General features: G+C 37.0%; 16 protein-coding genes and 1 pseudogene. 11 read left to right on the top strand and 6 right to left on the bottom strand.

The features are described 5' to 3' along the window. Positions 1 to 139 precede the first annotated feature (139 nt). Together MKY60_RS11425 and MKY60_RS11420 are read left to right on the top strand one after the other, a co-directional pair. On the top strand, positions 140 to 406 hold the full coding sequence (locus MKY60_RS11425; RefSeq protein WP_241600708.1) for a hypothetical protein: 267 nt from the start codon (positions 140 to 142) through the stop codon (positions 404 to 406). Then, positions 403 to 921, top strand: coding sequence for a hypothetical protein (locus MKY60_RS11420; protein ID WP_241600709.1), 519 nt, complete (start codon positions 403 to 405; stop codon positions 919 to 921). The genes MKY60_RS11425 and MKY60_RS11420 overlap by 4 nt, the downstream gene beginning before the upstream one ends. Positions 922 to 1381: 460 nt before the next feature. Here the strand turns inward: MKY60_RS11420 and MKY60_RS11415 are convergent, their stop codons facing one another. From MKY60_RS11415 to MKY60_RS11405, 3 genes are all read right to left on the bottom strand, one after another. Next, the gene (locus tag MKY60_RS11415) at positions 1382 to 2605 is read right to left on the bottom strand and encodes an IS110 family transposase (protein WP_340879725.1); all 1224 of its coding nucleotides are present in this window, start codon (positions 2603 to 2605) and stop codon (positions 1382 to 1384) included. A 741-nt stretch (positions 2606 to 3346) separates the two neighbouring features. After that, on the bottom strand, positions 3347 to 4078 hold the full coding sequence (locus tag MKY60_RS11410; RefSeq protein ID WP_241600671.1) for an SDR family oxidoreductase: 732 nt from the start codon (positions 4076 to 4078) through the stop codon (positions 3347 to 3349). Next, positions 4078 to 4347 (bottom strand): Atu4866 domain-containing protein, encoded by a 270-nt coding sequence (locus MKY60_RS11405; protein ID WP_340879863.1) that lies wholly within the window; start codon positions 4345 to 4347, stop codon positions 4078 to 4080. The genes MKY60_RS11410 and MKY60_RS11405 overlap by 1 nt, the downstream gene beginning before the upstream one ends. Before the next feature lie 252 nt (positions 4348 to 4599). On the opposite strand from MKY60_RS11405, the gene MKY60_RS11400 reads away from it, so the two are divergent. Further along, entirely contained in the window at positions 4600 to 5481 is an 882-nt protein-coding gene (locus tag MKY60_RS11400) for an AraC family transcriptional regulator (protein ID WP_340879862.1), read from the top strand. A 2094-nt stretch (positions 5482 to 7575) separates the two neighbouring features. Here the strand turns inward: MKY60_RS11400 and MKY60_RS11395 are convergent. Then, on the bottom strand, positions 7576 to 8814 hold the full coding sequence (locus tag MKY60_RS11395) for an IS110 family transposase (protein ID WP_340929938.1): 1239 nt from the start codon (positions 8812 to 8814) through the stop codon (positions 7576 to 7578). 422 nt (positions 8815 to 9236) lie between these two features. On the opposite strand from MKY60_RS11395, the gene MKY60_RS11390 reads away from it, so the two are divergent. Next, entirely contained in the window at positions 9237 to 9470 is a 234-nt protein-coding gene (locus MKY60_RS11390) for a hypothetical protein (RefSeq protein ID WP_340929936.1), read from the top strand. Between the two features lie 2712 nt (positions 9471 to 12182). On the opposite strand, the pseudogene MKY60_RS11385 reads toward MKY60_RS11390, so the two are convergent. Next, positions 12183 to 12575: pseudogene (locus tag MKY60_RS11385) on the bottom strand (GerAB/ArcD/ProY family transporter); the annotation flags it as partial. Between the two features lie 102 nt (positions 12576 to 12677). Continuing rightward, positions 12678 to 13517 carry a site-specific tyrosine recombinase/integron integrase gene (gene xerA, locus MKY60_RS11380; protein ID WP_241600636.1) on the bottom strand — a complete coding sequence of 280 codons (840 nt, stop codon included), beginning with the start codon at positions 13515 to 13517 and terminating at the stop codon, positions 12678 to 12680. A gap of 760 nt (positions 13518 to 14277) precedes the next feature. Here xerA and ltrA point away from each other — a divergent pair. The 7 genes from ltrA (at position 14278) to MKY60_RS11345 (ending at position 19012) form a co-directional block, all read left to right on the top strand. After that, positions 14278 to 15606 (top strand): group II intron reverse transcriptase/maturase, encoded by a 1329-nt coding sequence (gene ltrA / locus MKY60_RS11375; protein WP_340928248.1) that lies wholly within the window; start codon positions 14278 to 14280, stop codon positions 15604 to 15606. 205 nt (positions 15607 to 15811) lie between these two features. Continuing rightward, entirely contained in the window at positions 15812 to 16153 is a 342-nt protein-coding gene (locus MKY60_RS11370; protein ID WP_340929934.1) for a hypothetical protein, read from the top strand. Positions 16154 to 16357: 204 nt separating this feature from the next. After that, positions 16358 to 16594, top strand: coding sequence for a hypothetical protein (locus MKY60_RS11365; protein ID WP_340929933.1), 237 nt, complete (start codon positions 16358 to 16360; stop codon positions 16592 to 16594). A gap of 110 nt (positions 16595 to 16704) precedes the next feature. Further along, complete coding sequence (locus MKY60_RS11360; protein WP_340879835.1) at positions 16705 to 17208, top strand: hypothetical protein; 504 nt, start codon at positions 16705 to 16707, stop codon at positions 17206 to 17208. A gap of 96 nt (positions 17209 to 17304) precedes the next feature. Beyond that, positions 17305 to 17541, top strand: coding sequence for a cold shock domain-containing protein (locus MKY60_RS11355; protein ID WP_340929932.1), 237 nt, complete (start codon positions 17305 to 17307; stop codon positions 17539 to 17541). A gap of 73 nt (positions 17542 to 17614) precedes the next feature. Continuing rightward, positions 17615 to 18307 carry an aspartate/glutamate racemase family protein gene (locus MKY60_RS11350; RefSeq protein WP_340929930.1) on the top strand — a complete coding sequence of 231 codons (693 nt, stop codon included), beginning with the start codon at positions 17615 to 17617 and terminating at the stop codon, positions 18305 to 18307. 477 nt (positions 18308 to 18784) lie between these two features. Beyond that, positions 18785 to 19012, top strand: coding sequence for a DUF3916 domain-containing protein (locus MKY60_RS11345; RefSeq protein ID WP_340929929.1), 228 nt, complete (start codon positions 18785 to 18787; stop codon positions 19010 to 19012). Positions 19013 to 19248: the final 236 nt, after the last annotated feature.

The following is a 19248-nucleotide window of genomic DNA, read 5'->3' as shown; positions in this document are numbered from 1 at the left end:
TTTTCTTATTGAACTAAAGGGGCAGTTTAGTTGAAGAAGCTAAGATGGAGTCTTTTTAAATGGGTAAATTATTTATATTTGGAACCTCTATCTATTTCAAACGTAAAATTAGGCAGTGTTAATGATAAGGAGTGATGGAATGGTTAGAAGAAGAGGGACATATCAAATAAAAATTCGTGACAAGCAGCTCGTTTGTTTTTTTTGTCAGCAAGATGAATTTTTGCATCGTGAAGTTTATACGGATTTATATTCTTTAGGTGAAACGGTAACAGACCAGCTCACATTGCAATCATTTTGTTGCAAGTCATGTGGTGAAATCCGAATGTTTCAAGAAAAAAACCGATTTGATCATATGTTACAAAAACATGTATCTATTATTGAATACACGGAAGTGACAAAAGAATGAGCGGGATGGATGAACCCCTACGCCCCCAAAAAAGTCGTATCACGATTTTTGATGAGCCTGTTATTTGTAGTTTTTGTTCACGTGATGTGTTTATTCCCTATGAAGTTTTTGTGAATGTTGAACAACCGGGTGTAAATAGGATGTATGTTAGGTATATAGCTATTTGTCAATATTGTGGTCAAGCCAAACATTTTTTAGATCCAAGCCATTATGATAACGAAAAAGATGATTATATTTGGGCCTTGAATCAGTATTTAATTTCCATTAGAAGTTATAAGATTAAGATTATATTTTATGTTGGAAAGAAAGGTAACGGCAAAATAAAAAATTTTACAAATAAGCTTATTCAAGATTTTGGTATAGAAAAAGAGAATATAAATATCAGTAATTTAAAAGGATTAGCAGAACTTCAAATAAAGATTTCTAATTTAAATGAAATTGAAAATATCAGAGCTGATATAATGAATTCCGCGAGACGACTTTATATAACGATTAAGGATTTAACCATTAAATAAATTATCTATGTAATGTAATTATTTGTAAGACATTATTATAGGTACAATTAGCAGTGTTTTTCTTCAAACAAAACCCTCAATTTTCGTTTGGGATGGCTATATTTATCAAATAAGCGATGAGTATGTAGATGAAATAAATGAAGAGATTGGTGAAGTAACAAAGTATTCGGATAGGGAAGGAACGCACTCTGGAAACTTTTCGAATGAATACAAAAAAGGGACTAAATATTACTCAATAGAAGGAATTAGTACGGATGATGCAATAGCTATTGAAGAAGACGATGATAAATATAGAAAAGCTATTAGGAATGGGAAATACGGAGAATAGTAATTATTCTTGTTCAACTCCCATGAAAATTAAAATCTTCGATTTATAGAAAAAGGCAATACGAAATCGGACGCAGCTCAATAATTTTTTAAAAAGTGCAGCGCCTAAATGAGAATTAAATTATGGGTTGGACTAGGAGGCATTTGGTTCAGTGATTGTAACGTTGTAACCTAAGTTTTCAAGTCTTCGAACAGAATATCGTACAATCGATTGTTCTTTTTGTTTGTCAAAGTAATCTTCCCCTAAGTCTACGTACATTTCTTTGCGTGTTAGGAGATAATAGCAGATTCTTAAAATGGCATGAGCGACTGATATCCCTGCACGCTTTTTACCCTTTCTTGATGCAGTACGCCTATACAGGGCTCCCAAGTAGGTTTTGGATCCTCTAACAGAATGAGCCGCTTCAATTAATGCCGATTTCAAGTACTTGTTTCCTTTTTTCATGTTGGTTGATTTCCTCTTGCCCGCACTTTCATTATGTCCAGGTACTATTCCTGCCCAGGAACATAAGTGCGCTGAACTGGGAAATTGCTTCTCCACATCTGTACCGACTTCGGCTAAGATTTGTTCAGCCATTCGAGTGGCGATGCCAGGAATGGAATCCAATCGTTCTATATCTTCTTGATGGGATGATAACCTAGTAGCCACCTCTTCGTTTAATAGCTCAATCTGCTCAGTTAGAAATTCTATATGGACCAGAATGGTTTTCAACATGAGACGTTGATGTGGATTGATATACCCTCGAAGAGCTAGTTCTAGTTCACTCTTTTTCTTCTTCATTGATCGGCGGGCAAAGCTGGCTAATTTCTTAGGATCATTTTCGCCATCGGCGATAGCACGAAGCATATCAAGCGACGAAACACCCATGATGTCGGAGACAACGGAACCGAGTTTGATATTCGCTCCTTCTAAAACCTTTTGAATCCGATTATGTTGTCTCGCACGCTCTTCAATAATACTTCGACGGTAACGAACTAACTCTCGCAATTCCCGCTGATTTCGGTCTGGAATAAAACTTGCTTTAAGTAGACCATGACGAAGAAGTTTGGCAATCCATTCTGCATCCTTTACATCGGTCTTGCGACCTGGTACTGCTTTCATATGTTGAGCGTTCACTACTAAAAACTCAATGCTCTCGGCTTCAAGCAAGTTAACAATAGGCTTCCAAAATACACCTGTACTTTCCATTGCTACGTGAGTACAATCATGCTCCTTAATCCAGTCAATTAACTGTAATAGAAATACAGTTTTAGTGGAAAACGTTTGAATCTCCTTTCCTTTTGGGGTAATAATACAAGCAGTAATGGAATCCTTATGGACATCCATTCCACAAGCACGTTCAATGATTACTTCCATTGTAATCATCCTTTCTACGGCAAATAGTATTGGAGGCTGGTGCAATAACCAGAGTAGGATTAATCTCCCATGAGTGCTTCCCGTAAGGGAGCGACAGTCTGTGATGCACCGTGGTCGTTGGAGTCAGACTAACGGATGGGCTCTATGGCACCATAGTTCATCGACCTTCCTCTCCCAGCCGTAGTATCCTATACCCAGGTTTTCACATTTTCATTCTCTGTGGTGTAGCGCTGATTTTGCGCTACATGGATGGCTAACGGGTGCTTTAGTAAAATGTAGGGCTGATAATACAGTTCACTTTTCTGATTGAACTAATGCTGCAGTTTAGTTGAATAACATACTTTTCGAAAGTTATCTTTCAATGATTAAAAAACTCCCAAAACCAAGCTTACTGGTTCTAGATGTGTATAATTAACCAAATGTGTTCATACACTTTCAAACCTTGTGAAGCGATTGCTTGGTTGGAGTTAGTTTATTTAAACTTTAAACGTTTTCCTATAAAATGAACTTGTGTTCAACAATCGGATCATATTTTGGAGTAACTAACCTAAAGTGATGAATGAATGTACTTTAAAAGAAGTATAATTAGGAAAAGGAATACCCTCAAGTCCATGTAATGTAAGGATTTGAGGGTATTTTACTACATACAATTATTCTCTGTGATGAAATGGAGTCAGAAAAACGATGAATCCTCAGAAAGCTAAATTTTCTATTTGCATTCCTAATATCTCTTTGTTTCATTTACATTGAAGGTTTAATGACCAGTTCACTTACATCCACATGAACAGGCTGTTCAAGTGCATAGACGATCGCACGGGCAATAGCCTTAGTTGGCAGAGCGTTCCGTCGGTATTCCTTCATGAATTCTCTAGCCTGGTTGTCAGTAATGCTCTCAGCTAGTTCTGATTCCGTTACTCCTGGCGATACAAGGGTCACACGTATCCCTAGACCTACAGTCTCTTGCCGCAATCCATCTGTTATTGCACGTACGGCATATTTGGTCGCACAGTAGACAGCTGCTGTCGGGGTCACTTCGTAGGCACCGGTGGATGCGATGTTGATGAAATGTCCAAAACCTTGTTTCTTCATGACCGGAAGACCTGTGGCAATGCCATGGAGGACACCGCGTATGTTGACATCAATCATCCGGTTCCATTCCTCAATTTTTAGTGCGTCCAGCGAAGAGAGGGGCATCACCCCTGCATTGTTAATAATAGCGTCAACTCTTCCAAAACTACTTTGGGCTGCACCTATAATTGCCTGCATCTGTTCTAGTTCTGTCACGTCGAGCTGTTGAATGAGTACAGAACCGCCATCCCCTTGAATGTCAGATGCCAATGACTCTAGTCTCTCCACACGTCTTGCCCCGATCACAACATGAGCTCCAAGGCTTGCGAGCAGTCGGGCTGTTGTTTCACCAATTCCGCTGCTTGCCCCTGTAATCACAACAACTTTTCCATTAAGTTCGGACATTATTCCTTGCTCCCTTCTTCCAGATATAGCACCATACCTGCATGGTAAAGAACCCCATTGATAAAATCACCATTGGCAGTAAAGCCTGTATCATCGACATATTCGATATGATTGTCTTTGATGATATAGCTGCCTTGATATGCGCTTTCGCGGTTGCCGCGGGCTTCATCGTAACGGTCGTTTGGAAGCAGCTCGTGCCGAATATAGCCGTCCGCGGTCACCCACATCCCCACATAGGGATGAGAATTTTTTATAAGTTCTTTTTTCATTTATATTCTCCTCTCATATTTAAAAGATGGAGGGGCACTCAAATCTTGGCAGAAAGTGATCCAAAGAACGTAACAGAAACTTGATCAAATCCATACAATCTAATTGAAGTGTCTAACCATAAACTAATTATGAACTTTTGAACCAAAGAGGGGGTAGTCGGAAAATATACAATTGTTGCCTAATACTCCAATAAATTATAGTATAATGAGCAAGAGAACCATATATGTAACTGGAAAGGAGAGGAATGGTTCATGGATCGAATTAAGGAATTAGTGGAGTTGATCGAGAGAAATGTAGCGGTGGATGGGACGCATGACACATCTATATCAGGATTGAGATTTGTTCGTACCACACAGATTTCTGAACCCGTTTCCTCTGTTTATGAACCTTCCCTATGTGTTGTGGCCCAGGGATCAAAATTAGTCATGCTTGGGGAAGAAAGCTATCAGTACGATTCTGCAAGTTATCTGACAGCTTCCGTTCATTTGCCGATTACGGGACAGATCATAAAGGCCTCGCCTAAAAACCCTTATTTATGCGTTAATATACAGCTTGATATGAATCAGATTTTCGAAGTCGTTCAGTCATCGAAACAAGTAATTTCTAATGACTCTCCGGGACGAGGTCTGGTAATCAGCCTAATAAATGATTCGCTTCTTGAAGCGGTATTACGGCTTACTAGGTTACTGGAGACTCCACAGGATATACCAATCCTTGCCGATGGTATAAAACGTGAAATCATCTACAGGATTCTACAGAATGACCAGAATGATTCCTTGAAGCATTCTGCACTTGTAGGGAGTCAGGCCCAACGTATTGCAAAGGTAATCGGGGTGTTAAACCGTGAATTTGCACAGCCCTTAATGGTAAACAGATTGGCTAAAGAAGCCAGAATGAGCCTTTCATCCTTCTACAGCCATTTCAAGGAAGTCACGGGTATGAGCCCAATCCAGTTTCAGAAACAGCTTCGGTTGCAGGAAGCACGCCGATTGCTTTTAACGGAAAACCTGGAAGCGGCTGAGGCAGCGTTTCAGGTAGGTTATGAAAGTCCATCTCATTTCAGCCGGGAATACAGCCGTAAATTTGGCCTGTCCCCAATGAAAGATATACGACGTCTGCGGAAAATGCTGTAATAAAAGAAGTGCACGTTTATCGAGACTAAATATTCTATGTAAGTGGAAGGGCATAGGAAAAGTGAATCCAATGAGGTAAATAGGGAATTATTTTAAATATAAAAAGAAAAAATGCTTGGATACCTTATTAAGGATTTGACAGTGCTTGTAAAATATTACTGCTGGCAAATAGTGTTTTTAGAAACAAACACATAATTAAATAAAAGATATAAAAATAAGTTGAATTGAGCACTTAACTAGAGAGGACATACATAGAACAAAAATGAGTAATCGCCATTTAAAACTACTAGCCTGAGCTTGCAAGGAGGATGGAAGTGTCATTCTAGATGTAACTCCATGTGAATTTAATGAAGTGCATCCATTATTTTATGACAATCGGGCGCGATTGTGGAATAAGCGCCTATTTTTCTTCTTCAACTCCCACGAAAATTAAAAAATGCTCAAAATCAATAAAAATACATAACAAAAGAGACTCAGAAATAGCTTTTTTAAAAAAAGGCTGAGCCTTTAGAGTGGTTATATTGAGTTGCAAGGTAAATCAAGAATCAACTCCATTCTTGTAAGAATAAAGGCAGGCTGGTGCAATAACCAGAGTAGGATTAATCTCCCATGAGTGCTACTCGTATAGAGTGCGACAGTCTGTGATGCACCGTGGTCGTCGGAGTCAGACTAACGGATGGGCTCAATGGCACCATAGTTGATGGACCTTCTTCGCGAGCCGTAGTATCCTATACCCGTTTTTCACATTTTCATTCTCTGTGGTGTAGCGCTGATTTTGCGCTACATGGATGGCTAACGGGTGCTTTACTTCAAGATGGAGTAAAGCATTTTCATATTGAACTAACGAAGCAGGTGTGCGGCCGAGCCTAGGTCGTATCATATAGCGGGTGGGATTCCCGTCGAGAAAGAACTAGCCATTCACTCGTAGCGAGTCTTGGAGGGCTAATGGTAACAGTAGCCTTTAAGCGTAGACAGTTAGGTGGCGGGCCGAAAGCCAACTGGTTGAAGGGATTGAGCTCCATAATGTTAGTAAATCGAGAGGGCTGATGTTTTAAGCACGGCAGAAAGCTATATTTTATCCATCGTTAAAGGCAAGAAGGATAAAACCTCTCTGGAGTCAGAGACCTTGGCACGTCACACATCGATATGATACGGCAACTCGGGAGGCCCTACCGGTCTTTTCTTCTTATAGAAGAGTATGGTGTACAAGCGATAATAAGCGAGGAAACCAAATGCCGTGTAGGGAGTCGGATAGCAGCGTAGTACCAATGAAGTTGGGTAATGCCGATGGAGGAAAGGCTGCTACCAAATGATCACTCTCACTAGGGACACATTTACTACACACAGCGGTAGAAATAATAAATGTAAACTAAACTATTGAGGATAGCAGAATCACCATTTTGTGAAGGATGATTTGGAGGAGCCGTGTGCGTAAATAGCGCAAGCACGGTTCTGTGAGGGGGGTGGAACACAATCTACCGTAAGGTAGAGAGGTTCCCTTCTACTCGACTATTTCAAGAAGGGGTAAAGCCTTTTTCTTATTGAACTAAGCAGTTTAGTTCAATAAGAAGGGATTTTTTCAAAGGTGTAGAAGTAGTTGTTATGTGGGGAATTATTTTAGTATCTAGGGAAAATAGAAATGAGTGTGAAGTAATGTTAGTTAAGGTCATATTGTCAGTATGCCAAAGATATATTGGGTCTTATTAATTCCGATTTATATAGTCGTGAGTTACTATAATATTTTTTTTGATTGGCAATTGCAATACTCTGGTGTAACTGAAGCTGAAGATTTTGGACGATATGTATTTGTTTTATGTCTAAGTTTTTGCCAAAGCTTTATTTACATTTTATTAATTAGATTGTTAGTATCTTTATTAAAATATATATTTAGTAATAAAAAGCAGAATTCTTCATCATAAGGGGAATTCTTTGAATAAAGCTTTACTCCTTCTTCAACTAAACCAGCTAATAGTTTGTCAATATTTTTCACTAAAAAGATTAATAACCTCATGATATACTAAAAAAATACACGCCAAATAACCTTCCTCAAAATCACTTTTGGAAGGTTTTGGTGTATTAACATAAATCCAGTTTCTAAGCTATATCCTGGAAAGTTGTTCTGTTTTTTAGTAAGGCGTAAATCCAGTGTAAGAGCTTATTTACACAGGCAATAATGGCTACCCTAAAGGGTTTTCCTTCTTCTCGTTTCTTGTCGTAAAACTCTCTCAGTCTTTTATTTCGAGGTATGATTTCATCCGTTGTCTTCTTTTTTCGGGCGTCTCGAATACCACTTTGAATAGCCATATACAGGGCGTGACGTAGTCTACCGGAACCCCGTTTGGTAATTCTGTTAATGGATGCAGTAAATTTACCCGAAGAATAAACACTAGGATCGACTCCTGCAAATGCAACGAGTTTTTTGGCGGCGTCAAACCGATCTATCTCTCCAATCTCCGAAATAATCGTTGCAGCGATTTTTTCTCCGATTCCGGGGATAGATTGGAGTATTTTATATTCTTCTATCTCTTTTGCGATTGAATCTATTTCATTTGCTAGCTTTGATAGATGCTCTTGATATTGCAGAACAATATTTATTAACATCTCCAGATTAAAAATATGGCTTTGGTACTGGTTATGTTGAAACGGGTTTCGAAGAGCGGCCTCTCTTAATTTCTGTGCTCTTTCATTTGCCCATTTCTCTGAACGACTGTTACAGAGGGAAGATATCTTCTCGGTCAATTCTTTTTCATCGACACTTAATACGCTTTCGGATGTTGGAAATGCGAGTAAGGTAAGTAATGATACCTTAGAGTATAAACTTCCAAATACACCTCTAAATTCAGGGAATACCTGATCTATTAAGGAATGTAGTTGTAACTTGGTTTTAGCTGCCATTTCCGCAATACTTTCTTGTTGTCTTGTTAAATTACGAAGGTTTAATAGTTGTATTCCTCTCTTTTTATATGGTTCTAATTCTTCTTTATAATAAAGTTCACAAAGATGATAAGCATCGATCGCATCCGTTTTTACCTTACGTAAACTAGAGCTTTTGGCTCTATGGGAAATAAGGGGATTGATCACTATATAAACATAGTTTTGATCCTCTAAAAACTGGATAACTGGAGTATGGTAGTGTCCAGTTGATTCTAATACGACCGAAGGTAGATAACCGCCAGCCGCTTTTTCTATTTCTTGAAGAAAATCAAGAAATCCCTTCAATCCTTCCAAGTTATGTTGAATACTAAAGCTCTTTCTATAGGGTTTGCCTTTATCTAAAAATGCTTGAACCTGACTCTCTCCTTTAGCTACATCAAGACCCACAACTGGGTTCATACGTAAATCTCCTCCTAGTAATATAAAATTAGTCGGTATCCCCTAAGGCTTCTTGTAATGTCATAGGTTCGCTTGTTAAACGGGATCATTGTCCCAACCAGCCTGAAACATGCTTATACAAGTAGGGGGTGAACAGTTTAGCTGACGGGATCTAGTCCCACGGGTGCGACGTTCTACCCCGACTACCGTTATAATAAGACCAAATAGAATAAGGTCAACCAGAAAAATCTGGCTAACCTTATATTACGAACGGGTGCTTTACTTCAAGAAGGAGTAAAGCCTTTTTTCTTATTTAAACTAAAGCCGCAGTTTAGTTGAATAAGGTATATTAGGATGAATATGGTAAAATAAATAATAACTCAAATGTTTTTGTTCAGCTTCCTCTATTGAGCTAAGAACGTTACATTTTAGGGGGATTTTAAATGGAAAAAATCTTAGTAAAAACAGGGATATATTCATTGGTTTTATCTTTCTTCTTATTAGTAGTCTTTATGAAAAGAGAAGAAAGCACAACTGATTTTGAGGGGATGACTTCATATGTTGTAACGCCTTATTCAGAGTTTTTCTTTCATATTTTTAGATATTCTATTATCACTTCAATCATTGCAGTAATATTTGTATGGCTATATATACTGTCAAAAAAGGAAAAAGAGTAACAAACTCAACAGGTGTATTATTACTTTATAGATATTGTGAAGGTTTGTACTTAAACTGACGGGTGCTTTACTTCAAGAAGGAGTAAAGCCTTTTTTCTTATTGAACTAACGCGGCAGGTGTGCGGCCGAGCCTAGGTCGTATCATATAGCGGGTGGGATTCCCGTCGAGAAAGAACTAGCCATTCACTCGTAGCGAGTCTTGGAGGGCTAATGGTAACAGTAGCCTTTAAGCGTAGACAGTTAGGTGGCGGGCCGAAAGCCAAATGGTTGAAGGGATTGAGCCCCATAATGTTAGTAAATCGAGAGGGTTGATGCCTTACCTGCGGCAGAAAACTACATTTTATTCTTCGGTAAAGGCAAGAAGGATAAAACCTCTCTGGGGTCAGAGACCTTGGCACGTCACACATGGATATGATACGGCAACTCGGGAGACCCTACCGGTCTCTTCTTAATTGAAGAGTATGGTGTACAAGTGATAATAAGCAAGGAAACCAAATGCCGTTTAGGGAGTCGGATAGCAGCGTAGTACCAATGAAGTTGGGTAATGCTGATGGAGGAAAGGCTGCTACCAAATGATCACTCTCACTAGGGACACATTTACTACACACAGCGGTAGAAATAATAAATGTAAACTAAACTATTGAGGATAGCAGAATCACCATTTTGTGAAGGATGATTTGGAGGAGCCGTGTGCGTAAATAGCGCAAGCACGGTTCTGTGAGGGGGGTGGAACACAATCTACCGTAAGGTAGAGAGGTTCCCTTCTACTCGACTACTTCAAGAAGGAGTAAAGCATTTTTCTTATTCAACTAATGCAGCAGGTTAGTTAAACAAGGAATTAATCTTTTCGTGATTATAGAATTAAACAAAAAAGGAAGTAAGGAGTGTTTATTCTTGAAAAAAAACTTTCCAATAATAATTCAAACTATTGGTCTTTTAGGGTTTATTTTAGCCTTTTTACAATATGAAATCGGGTGGTTTATAGGATTCTTTTGTACAGGTATCTTCTTTATATTTAATAACGATGGTAAACAAAGAAACTTCAGTATAGTAGTTGGAGTCTTAGCCCTTTTATATTCATTCTATTACCTAGTTAGGTGGTTTTAAATGATGCTATTTAATATTATGGGACTCATATTAACAATAATTATTATTGGGTTTGGGCTTTATTTTTTACTTTTAAAGAAAATTAAAAATAGGTATAGTACTATACTTGGATATTCCTATTTGTTTGTCGGGGCTATTGGTTTATTTATTATGATGTCACTTTATTGAGTCTATGAGTAATTGAATGAGGTTTTACGGACGAATCTTCTAGTTGCTTCTTCAACTAACGGGTGCTTGTGCGGCCGAGCCTAGGTCGGATCATATAGCGGGTGGGATTCCCGTCGAGAAAGAACTAGCCATTCACTCGTAGCGAGTCTTGGAGGGCTAATGGTAACATTCGCCTTTAAGCGTAGACAGTTAGGTGGCGGGCCGAAAGCCAACTGGTTGATGGGATTGAGCTCCATAATGTTAGTAAATCGAGAGGGCTGATGTTTTAAGCACGGCAGAAAGCTATATTTTATCCATCGTTAAAGGCAAGAAGGATAAAACCTCTCTGGAGTCAGAGACCTTGGCACGTCACACATCGATATGATACGGCAACTCGGGAGGCCCTACCGGTCTTTTCTTCTTATAGAAGAGTATGGTGTACAAGCGATAATAAGCGAGGAAACCAAATGCCGTGTAGGGAGTCGGATAGCAGCGTAGTACCAATGAAGTTGGGTAATGCCGATGGAGGAAAGGCTGCTACCAAATGATCACTCTCACTAGGGACACATTTACTACACACAGCGGTAGAAATAATAAATGTAAACTAAACTATTGAGGATAGCAGAATCACCATTTTGTGAAGGATGATTTGGAGGAGCCGTGTGCGTAAATAGCGCAAGCACGGTTCTGTGAGGGGGGGACACAATCTACCGTAAGGTAGAGAGGTTCCCTTCTACTCGACTACTTCAAGAAGGGTGAAGCACTTTTCTAATTGAACTAATGCCGCAGTTTAATTTAACTAGCAGGTGAAAGGTTAATTGTCTCCTGAAATTTGTACATCCACGGTAAATGGATTAAAATTGTTATTCTTGGAAGCGGTATTTACAATGTCTTAGATGTCTTTTACGACTTTTTCATCTACTTGATCTATGTTATTCAAATAAACTGCTATAACTTGTTTATCGGGAGAATCTACTAAATACCCAAGTGAGTCATCAGGGTCATAGCCTTTTTCTTTTACAGCTTGTAAAACTTCGGAAGTAAAGTTGCTGAAGGGGATTCACTTTTTATATAAAGCGTGAATAATAGTATTCCTATTGTTCCTAAAACAAGTATTGAAGATTTGAAAAAAAGGGGTTTTGTCATGAGCTGCCTCCTTGAAAGTGATATTCGCACATCTATACATTTTAATTTGTCGTCAGCCATTTTTAGATAAATCAAAGAACTTTGGAAAGAGTTTTATATGAAACATATAAAAGAGGAGTTAGACCATTTTATAGATTTTTTAAAGGAGATAGAAGGCAGAACTGGGAAACCCCTATGGTCATTTCAGAATCTTAAATCAAAAGTCCAATAACTAAACTCTTGTTTATAGAAGAATGGTTTTTTGCTATGACTATTTGATATTACCTAATGATAATTCCCAATTCAAATTGGTAGAAGTATGAAAGTTAATAATTAAGTACTGTCAGGATCTTTTTTTAGTTGTTTTTTTCTTATGGCATATACAACTACTAGCAAAAGAGGGAATAGTAGTCCTGTTAATATAGTAAAGGAGGTTCCTGTTGTCGCATCCCAATTTTGTTGGTAAATGATGTTTGGATAAATTACTAGAGAAAGTACAACAGCAATCATTCCTAATGGGATTGTTAAAGGACGGTAATCTTTCAAATTCAGAATTTGAGATAGCCCTAAAACGGAAGCATAAAAATATAAGGTAGTCTTAAAATAGAGAGTAATAATCCATAAAGTAGCCATAATTCCCTCAATACGCTGGATAAAATCTGCAATTTTAATTCTTTTGGCCAACTCATACCCAGGATAAAGCTGTCTTGCAGTATTATCTGCACCTAGAGCACCATACCGAACTCATTTATCCAAGCTCCCTAATCGAAATAACCGTGTCTAACTTTTCGGGTTCACTTCACTTTTAAGATGTTGCTCCTTTTACATTTAAAAGTACTTCTGATAATACTCTTTCCTTAGCCTCCCGCTTAATTGAGCGTAGATCTTGGTGGTTTCACTTTTCTCATGCCCCATAAGACTTTGTATAACTTCAATAGGAGCTCCATTATTCAACAAATGAGTTGCGTAGCTATGTCTAAGTTGGTGTGGATGAATTTCTTTATTGATTTTCGCACGGTTGGAAATTCGCTTGATAATGTATCGCATTTGGGCGACACTCATTTGATGTGGCTGTCTTGCTGTCACAAAAACCGCAGGATTATGGTCATTTCGACTTTCTATATAACGTTTAAGCCATATGTCACAACGTGTATTAAAATAAACTTCTCTTTCCTTATCACCTTTTCCTCTAACAATCGCGGACTGGTTGGACCAATTGATATGGTTCTTTTCTAACGCAACTATTTCTCCAATTCGACAACCGGTAGAAAACATGAATTCAAAAATCGCTTTTTGCATTGGGGAAAGACAGGATTCACGAAGGTGTTCAATCTCCCGTTCGGTTAAATACTTGGGTATCCGTTTGCCTACTTTGGGTTCTTTTATTTTGGAAGATGGATTCTTACTCAGGTATCCTTCTTCATGAGACCAACGAAAAAATGATTTCAAAAAGCGGATACGATGTGCAAGACTGGCTGGTTTTAAATGCTTGCAGGATATTGCAAGATACTCCTTTAGTAGATTTGAATCCAGTAATTCTATCTCTACATCCTTAAAGTAACCAATTAGTAGTAAAGACTGTAACTGGTAGGCCTTCAACGTTTGTGGCGAAAAGCCCTCTATTCGTTTATCCGCTTCAAACGAAGCCCATGCTTTTGACAGTAACAATTTCATTCCCCCTTAAAATAGTAATACTAAAAGGAGTATTGCCAACTTAATAGAATTATAGACATAGGATGTGTTTTTACTATTGCTGCAGTTAGTTGAACAAGAAAAATGGTTTTTGGGGAAAAGTAAGTTACTAAATTGCTGATATATGGGGCCCAAAAAATGTTATATTTTATTAGACACGGAAATAAATCATTTCAAATAACTCATTTGACTATGTGAAATACTTCACTTAAACTAACGAAGCAGTTGTGCGGCCGAGCCTAGGTCGTATCATATAGCGGGTGGGATTCCCGCCGAGAAAGAACTAGCCATTCACTCGTAGCGAGTCTTGGAGGGCTAATGGTAACATTAGCCTTTAAGCGTAGACAGTTAGGTGGCGGGCCGAAAGCCAAATGGTTGAAGGGATTGAGCTCCATAATGTTAGTAAATCGAGAGGGCTGATGCCTTAACTGCGGTAGAAAGCTACATTTTATCCTTCGCTAAAGGCAAGAAGGATAAAACCTCTCTGGGGTCAGAGACCTTGGCACGTCACACATGGATATGATACGGCAACTCGGGAGACCCTACCGGTCTTTTCTTCTTATAGAAGAGTATGGTGTACAAGCGATAATAAGCAAGGAAACCAAATGCCGTTGTAGGGAGTCGGATAGCAGCGTAGTACCAATGAAGTTGGGTAATGCCGACGGAGGAAAGGCTGCTACCAAGTTATCACCCTTACTAGGGACACATTTACTACACACGGAGGTAGGAATAATAAATGGAAACAAAACTATTAAGGATAGCAGAATTAGCTAAATCTGAACCGAGAATGAGATTTACATCGCTTGCACATTTACTAAATAAGCAATCTCTAGTTCAATGCCATCATGAATTACCTAATAAGAAGGCAACTGGGATTAATGGCACAACTAAAGAGCAATATAGTGAAACATTAGAGGGAAATATAGAGGACTTAGTAAGAAGGCTTAAAAGTAAAGGTTATCATCCTGTTCCTGTAAGGAGAATGTATATTCCCAAGCTTAACTCCAACAAGAAAAGACCGTTGGGGATACCGGAACATGAAGATAAGATTGTACAGAAAGGCATTACAAAAATACTAAATGCGATCTATGAAAATGATTTTCTAGACTGCTCTTTTGGGTTCCGCCCCAATCGTAACTGCCACGATGCTTTGAAAATATTAAATCATTATATTGAGAAGAAATCAGTAAATTATATAGTAGATGTAGATATCAAAGGGTTCTTTGACAATGTTGATCACATATGGATGATGGAGTTCTTAAAACTGCGAATTGCTGACCCTAACTTACTAAGAATAATTGGTAGGTTTCTTAAAGGTGGATACATGGAGGAAGGAAAGAAGTACAAGACAGATAAAGGCACACCGCAAGGTGGAGTCATATCTCCGATACTTGCCAATCTATACCTCCATTATGTCCTGGACCTGTGGTTCGAGAAGGAAGTTAGGAAACAGTGTAAAGGACAAGCATACATAGTTAGATATGCCGATGATTATGTTTGTTGCTTTCAATATAAGAGCGAAGCTCAGGAATTCTTTCAATCATTGAAGCTGAGATTACAGAAGTTTAACTTAGAAGTAGCGGAGGATAAAACCAAAATTATTCCCTTCGGGAGATTTGCTGAGAAAGATGCAAAACAAACGGGGAATAGAAAACCTGCAACCTTTGATTTTCTCGGTTTCACACACTATTGTGGGAAGAGTAAACAAGGAAATTTTCGTGTGAAACGGAAAACAAGTAGGAAGAAGCTACAGGCTAAACTGAAGGAATCGAAAGAATGGATAAAGAGTAACCGAAATAAAGATATTCATATGATTATGGATAGATTTAAACGCTCGCTTGTAGGTTACTACAACTACTATTGCATCACAGATAATACTCCAAGTGTTCACCAATTTAGAGACAAAATTCAATATTTACTCTTTAAATGGCTCAACAGAAGAAGTCAAAGAAAATCCTTTACTTGGGATAAATTCAATCTCTTTCTACATAAATATCCGTTACCTTCACCAAGAATTAAAGTGAATATATACGATTTAAGAAAGAAGATTAGCTACATTTTGTGAATGATGACTAGGAGGAGCCGTGTGCGTGAATAGCGCAAGCACGGTTCTGTGAGGGGGGAGGAACACAATCTACCGTAAGGTAGAGAGGTTCCCCTCTACTCGACTAGTCGAATAAATAAAATTAGAAAAAAGCGGAATTTTAGTTTGTTTATATTCGTATATTATTATGAGTTGATTATTATGACACTTGAAAGGTGGATTTTTTATGTACAAAGTGAATGGTATAGAAGCTTATGAAGCACATAATCGAACTGAGTTATTAGCAGGTTTAGAGGCAAAATCTGAATATATCTTTATTAAAGGAGACTATTATAAAGAAGTAAGAAAGATTATGGATACTCATCTTCCAGAGAACGAAAGTATAGGAGTGGCATTAGGAAGTGCAGGTGTGTTATCAATTCTTATTTATGCAATAGATGCAGTAAGAAATTCATTCAGTAATGCAGATAAAATGGATAAAAAAATTGACAGAAAGTTAAATTCATTCGAAGTTAAAAAGATTACAGATGATGGTTTATTATTGAGCTTAAAGCAGTTAGATTATTAGAACTTGCATACATAGAACTATTTTGGATAGTTCTATGTGAATAAATACACTTAACAACCGGGAGCTTTACTTCAAAATGAAGTAAAGCTCTTTTCTTATTGAACTAAAGAAGCATTAGTTGAAGAAGGAAATTCAATATAAAAAGGTTTTTTTAAATGTTGAGTTGAATAAATATAAAGGATTTTACTAAATCTTGGAGGGATAATGATTTTGTTAAATACAATACAAGCTGTATTCATTGATAGAGATGGAACAATTGGTGGAAATGGGCATTTTGTTCACCCTAGAGACTTCACGCCTTATACTTTTAGCCAACATGCTTTAGAAATGTTTAAAGAAAAGGGTCTTAAACTGTTTGCGTTTACTAATCAGCATAGAATTAGTTCAGCTGAAGCTTCTATCAGTCAAAAAGGGGTAAAGCTTTTTTTCTTAGTGAACTAATGCAGTAGGTTAGTTCAATAAGCAGGAATTATTGGTTGATTGTCGAAACTGTAACGATAATGGAAATTTAGGAAATTTAAAGAAAAAGACTTGATGAAAGGAGTGAGTTTATGAAAAAAAGAATTTACCTGTTTAGCATAGTAGTCGTAGCACTTCTTATTGGAATATCTGCTTTGACCATAGTGTTAGTCAACAAGGACACTTCTGAAAAAGAAGCAGAAGAAATAACTGAAGTTGTAATTGACGATGAATTTCTAAACGGCTGGAATAAAATTAACATTACATTGAAAGAGAAATCCCAAAATAACTATAATTTTGAAGATATGGATTTGCACAATGGTGATATTTTCTTATTAAATGGAGAAAGTAAGGGGTTGGAATTAAAAGAAGGTGATAATGTATTGGTGGATTTAACCATAATCCCCGATGGTTTAAGTCATACTGGAGTTGGATACATTTTAGATGGTAAATATACAGAGATTTATTTTGCTCCCGTTTTTGATAAACTGATAACCTCTTTTGATGTAAAGGTGGATGGAGATTATATAATTTGTATTATCGGTGGGAACGCAAACTTTATAACAATTAAAGGTGGCGTTATTTCAATTGATTAAATTTAATAATGTCTGTTAGGTGGGGGCCGAAAGCCAACTGGTTGAAGGGATTGAGTTCCATAATGTTAGTAAATCGAGAGGATTGGGGGCTTTATAATGAAATATAACATTAAAGGAATATGTAAAATTTATCATAAAGAAGAGGGATGGGGTTGGATTTCAATTGATGGAGAGGATGATGTTTGGGTACATTTCAGTAGTATTCAAATGGATGGGTTTAAATCGCTTATCAAAGGTGAGGCAGTATTGTTTGACCTTGAAGAAAATTCAAGTTTAAAAGAACAATCACGTCGAGCTGTAAATTTTAAGAAACTCGTAAATAAGTTCAACTAACATATGTTTTACTTCAAGAAGGGTCTAGCAATTCTATTATATAAATAACAATTTATTAGGAGGGATTAGTACGTTGAAAACAATAGGTTTAATAGGTGGGATGAGTTGGGAATCATCAAGTGAATATTACCGTTTAATAAATGAAGAAATAAAGAATAAATTAGGTGGATTACATTCAGCCAAATGCATTTTATATAGCGTTGACTTTGACGAAATTGAACGTTATCAAGCAAATGGCGATTGGGAAAGTGCTGGACACACTTTGGGGAATGTGGCAATCTCTTTAGAAAAAGCAGGAGCAGATTTTATTGTTATTTGTACAAACACAATGCACAAGGTAATAAACTATATTGAAGAAAAAATAAATATTCCAATTCTACATATTGCTGATGCGACAGCAAATGAAATAAAGAAAAATAATGTAAATTCAGTTGGGTTACTTGGAACTAAATATACGATGATACAAGACTTTTACAAATCAAGAATTGAAGCTAATGATATCAAGGTATTAATTCCAGATAATGAGGATATAGAACTTATAAATGAAGTGATTTATGAAGAATTATGTTTAGGTAAAATCAATCAAACGTCAAAAGAACATTTTAAAAAAGCTATAAAGAGTTTAGTTGATAAAGGTGCTGAAGGGATTATATTAGGATGTACAGAGATTGGATTATTAATAAAACAAGAGGATTCTGAAGTTCCAATATTTGATACTACAGTAATTCACGCTATTGAATCAGTTAATAAGGCAATTGATAAGTAAGGATACTTTATTCAAATGCTATAGAAATATATAAACGTCACTTACCAAAGAGTTTATAGTTGTTTCATTAACGTGGTGTTTTAGCAAAATATGGCCATCATGGTGCAGCACCCCATTAGATGGTCTATTTTTATGTCCAAAACATTAAGTTGATCTCAGATATGCATTGTGAAATGTTATAGCTAAACTAACGCAGAAGTTTAGTTGAAGAAAGTAGGGGACGATTTAATAATTGGGGGTGTTTCTATTGAGACCGATTAGTCAGGATGTTTTGAAGAGATTGACTAACAGTGTGCTTTACTTCAAGAAGAGTAAAGCTTTTTTTTATTGAAACAATGAAGAAATTCACTGGAAGAATAGTGGATTTTATATTGCCCTTATTGAATAAGCATAATGTGAGAGAAATTCAGTTTGTTGAGAACATAAATAAATATATCATCTGACATTGTAAAGTTCTTAGATAATGAAAACAATAATTTGTATAGAATCATAGTGTTTGCTGGGGATTCTCACTACGAGGGGTTCTTTAAAAGAAACGGTGAGTTTCAAAAATGGATTCCCTTGTCCGAAAAAAGAAATTTTGAGAGTGATTGGAGAATAAATATCCCGAAAGATATAAATGTCTTAGGATTTAAAGAAGAAATAATTGATGAAGATGGTGAAATTTATAAAAGAGATATTTGGTTTATAGGTGAATTAAAGTAGGTTAAATACAATAAATAGCTTATTAACCTATCGAGGTGCAAAGCAAAATCTGGCCATCATTTCAATGGTCTATTTTTATGTCCAAAATTTTAGTTGATCTCAGTTATGCATTGTGAAGTGTTACACTTAAACTAAAGATGCTGATTAGCTTAATAAATATCAGATTTTGAATAGTTAATTTTAAATTTAGAATTATGTTATTATTTCGCATAAGGTATATTGCTTTAAATAATTTC

It is taken from the genome of Psychrobacillus sp. FSL K6-1415 (assembly GCF_038003185.1).
GTDB classification, from domain to species: domain Bacteria; phylum Bacillota; class Bacilli; order Bacillales_A; family Planococcaceae; genus Psychrobacillus; species Psychrobacillus psychrodurans.
Note: the sequence above shows the minus strand (reverse complement) of the source record. Positions and strands in the feature narration are given on the sequence as shown.

Coding starts and splice junctions, on each gene's coding strand:
- MKY60_RS11425 (WP_241600708.1), top strand. CDS start 140: ATGGTTAGAAGAAGAGGGACATATCAAATAAAAATTCGTGACAAGCAG.
- MKY60_RS11420 (WP_241600709.1), top strand. CDS start 403: ATGAGCGGGATGGATGAACCCCTACGCCCCCAAAAAAGTCGTATCACG.
- MKY60_RS11415 (WP_340879725.1), bottom strand. CDS start 2,605: ATGGAAGTAATCATTGAACGTGCTTGTGGAATGGATGTCCATAAGGAT.
- MKY60_RS11410 (WP_241600671.1), bottom strand. CDS start 4,078: ATGTCCGAACTTAATGGAAAAGTTGTTGTGATTACAGGGGCAAGCAGC.
- MKY60_RS11405 (WP_340879863.1), bottom strand. CDS start 4,347: ATGAAAAAAGAACTTATAAAAAATTCTCATCCCTATGTGGGGATGTGG.
- MKY60_RS11400 (WP_340879862.1), top strand. CDS start 4,600: ATGGATCGAATTAAGGAATTAGTGGAGTTGATCGAGAGAAATGTAGCG.
- MKY60_RS11395 (WP_340929938.1), bottom strand. CDS start 8,814: ATGAACCCAGTTGTGGGTCTTGATGTAGCTAAAGGAGAGAGTCAGGTT.
- MKY60_RS11390 (WP_340929936.1), top strand. CDS start 9,237: ATGGAAAAAATCTTAGTAAAAACAGGGATATATTCATTGGTTTTATCT.
- ltrA (WP_340928248.1), top strand. CDS start 14,278: ATGGAAACAAAACTATTAAGGATAGCAGAATTAGCTAAATCTGAACCG.
- MKY60_RS11370 (WP_340929934.1), top strand. CDS start 15,812: ATGTACAAAGTGAATGGTATAGAAGCTTATGAAGCACATAATCGAACT.
- MKY60_RS11365 (WP_340929933.1), top strand. CDS start 16,358: ATGATTTTGTTAAATACAATACAAGCTGTATTCATTGATAGAGATGGA.
- MKY60_RS11360 (WP_340879835.1), top strand. CDS start 16,705: ATGAAAAAAAGAATTTACCTGTTTAGCATAGTAGTCGTAGCACTTCTT.
- MKY60_RS11355 (WP_340929932.1), top strand. CDS start 17,305: ATGAAATATAACATTAAAGGAATATGTAAAATTTATCATAAAGAAGAG.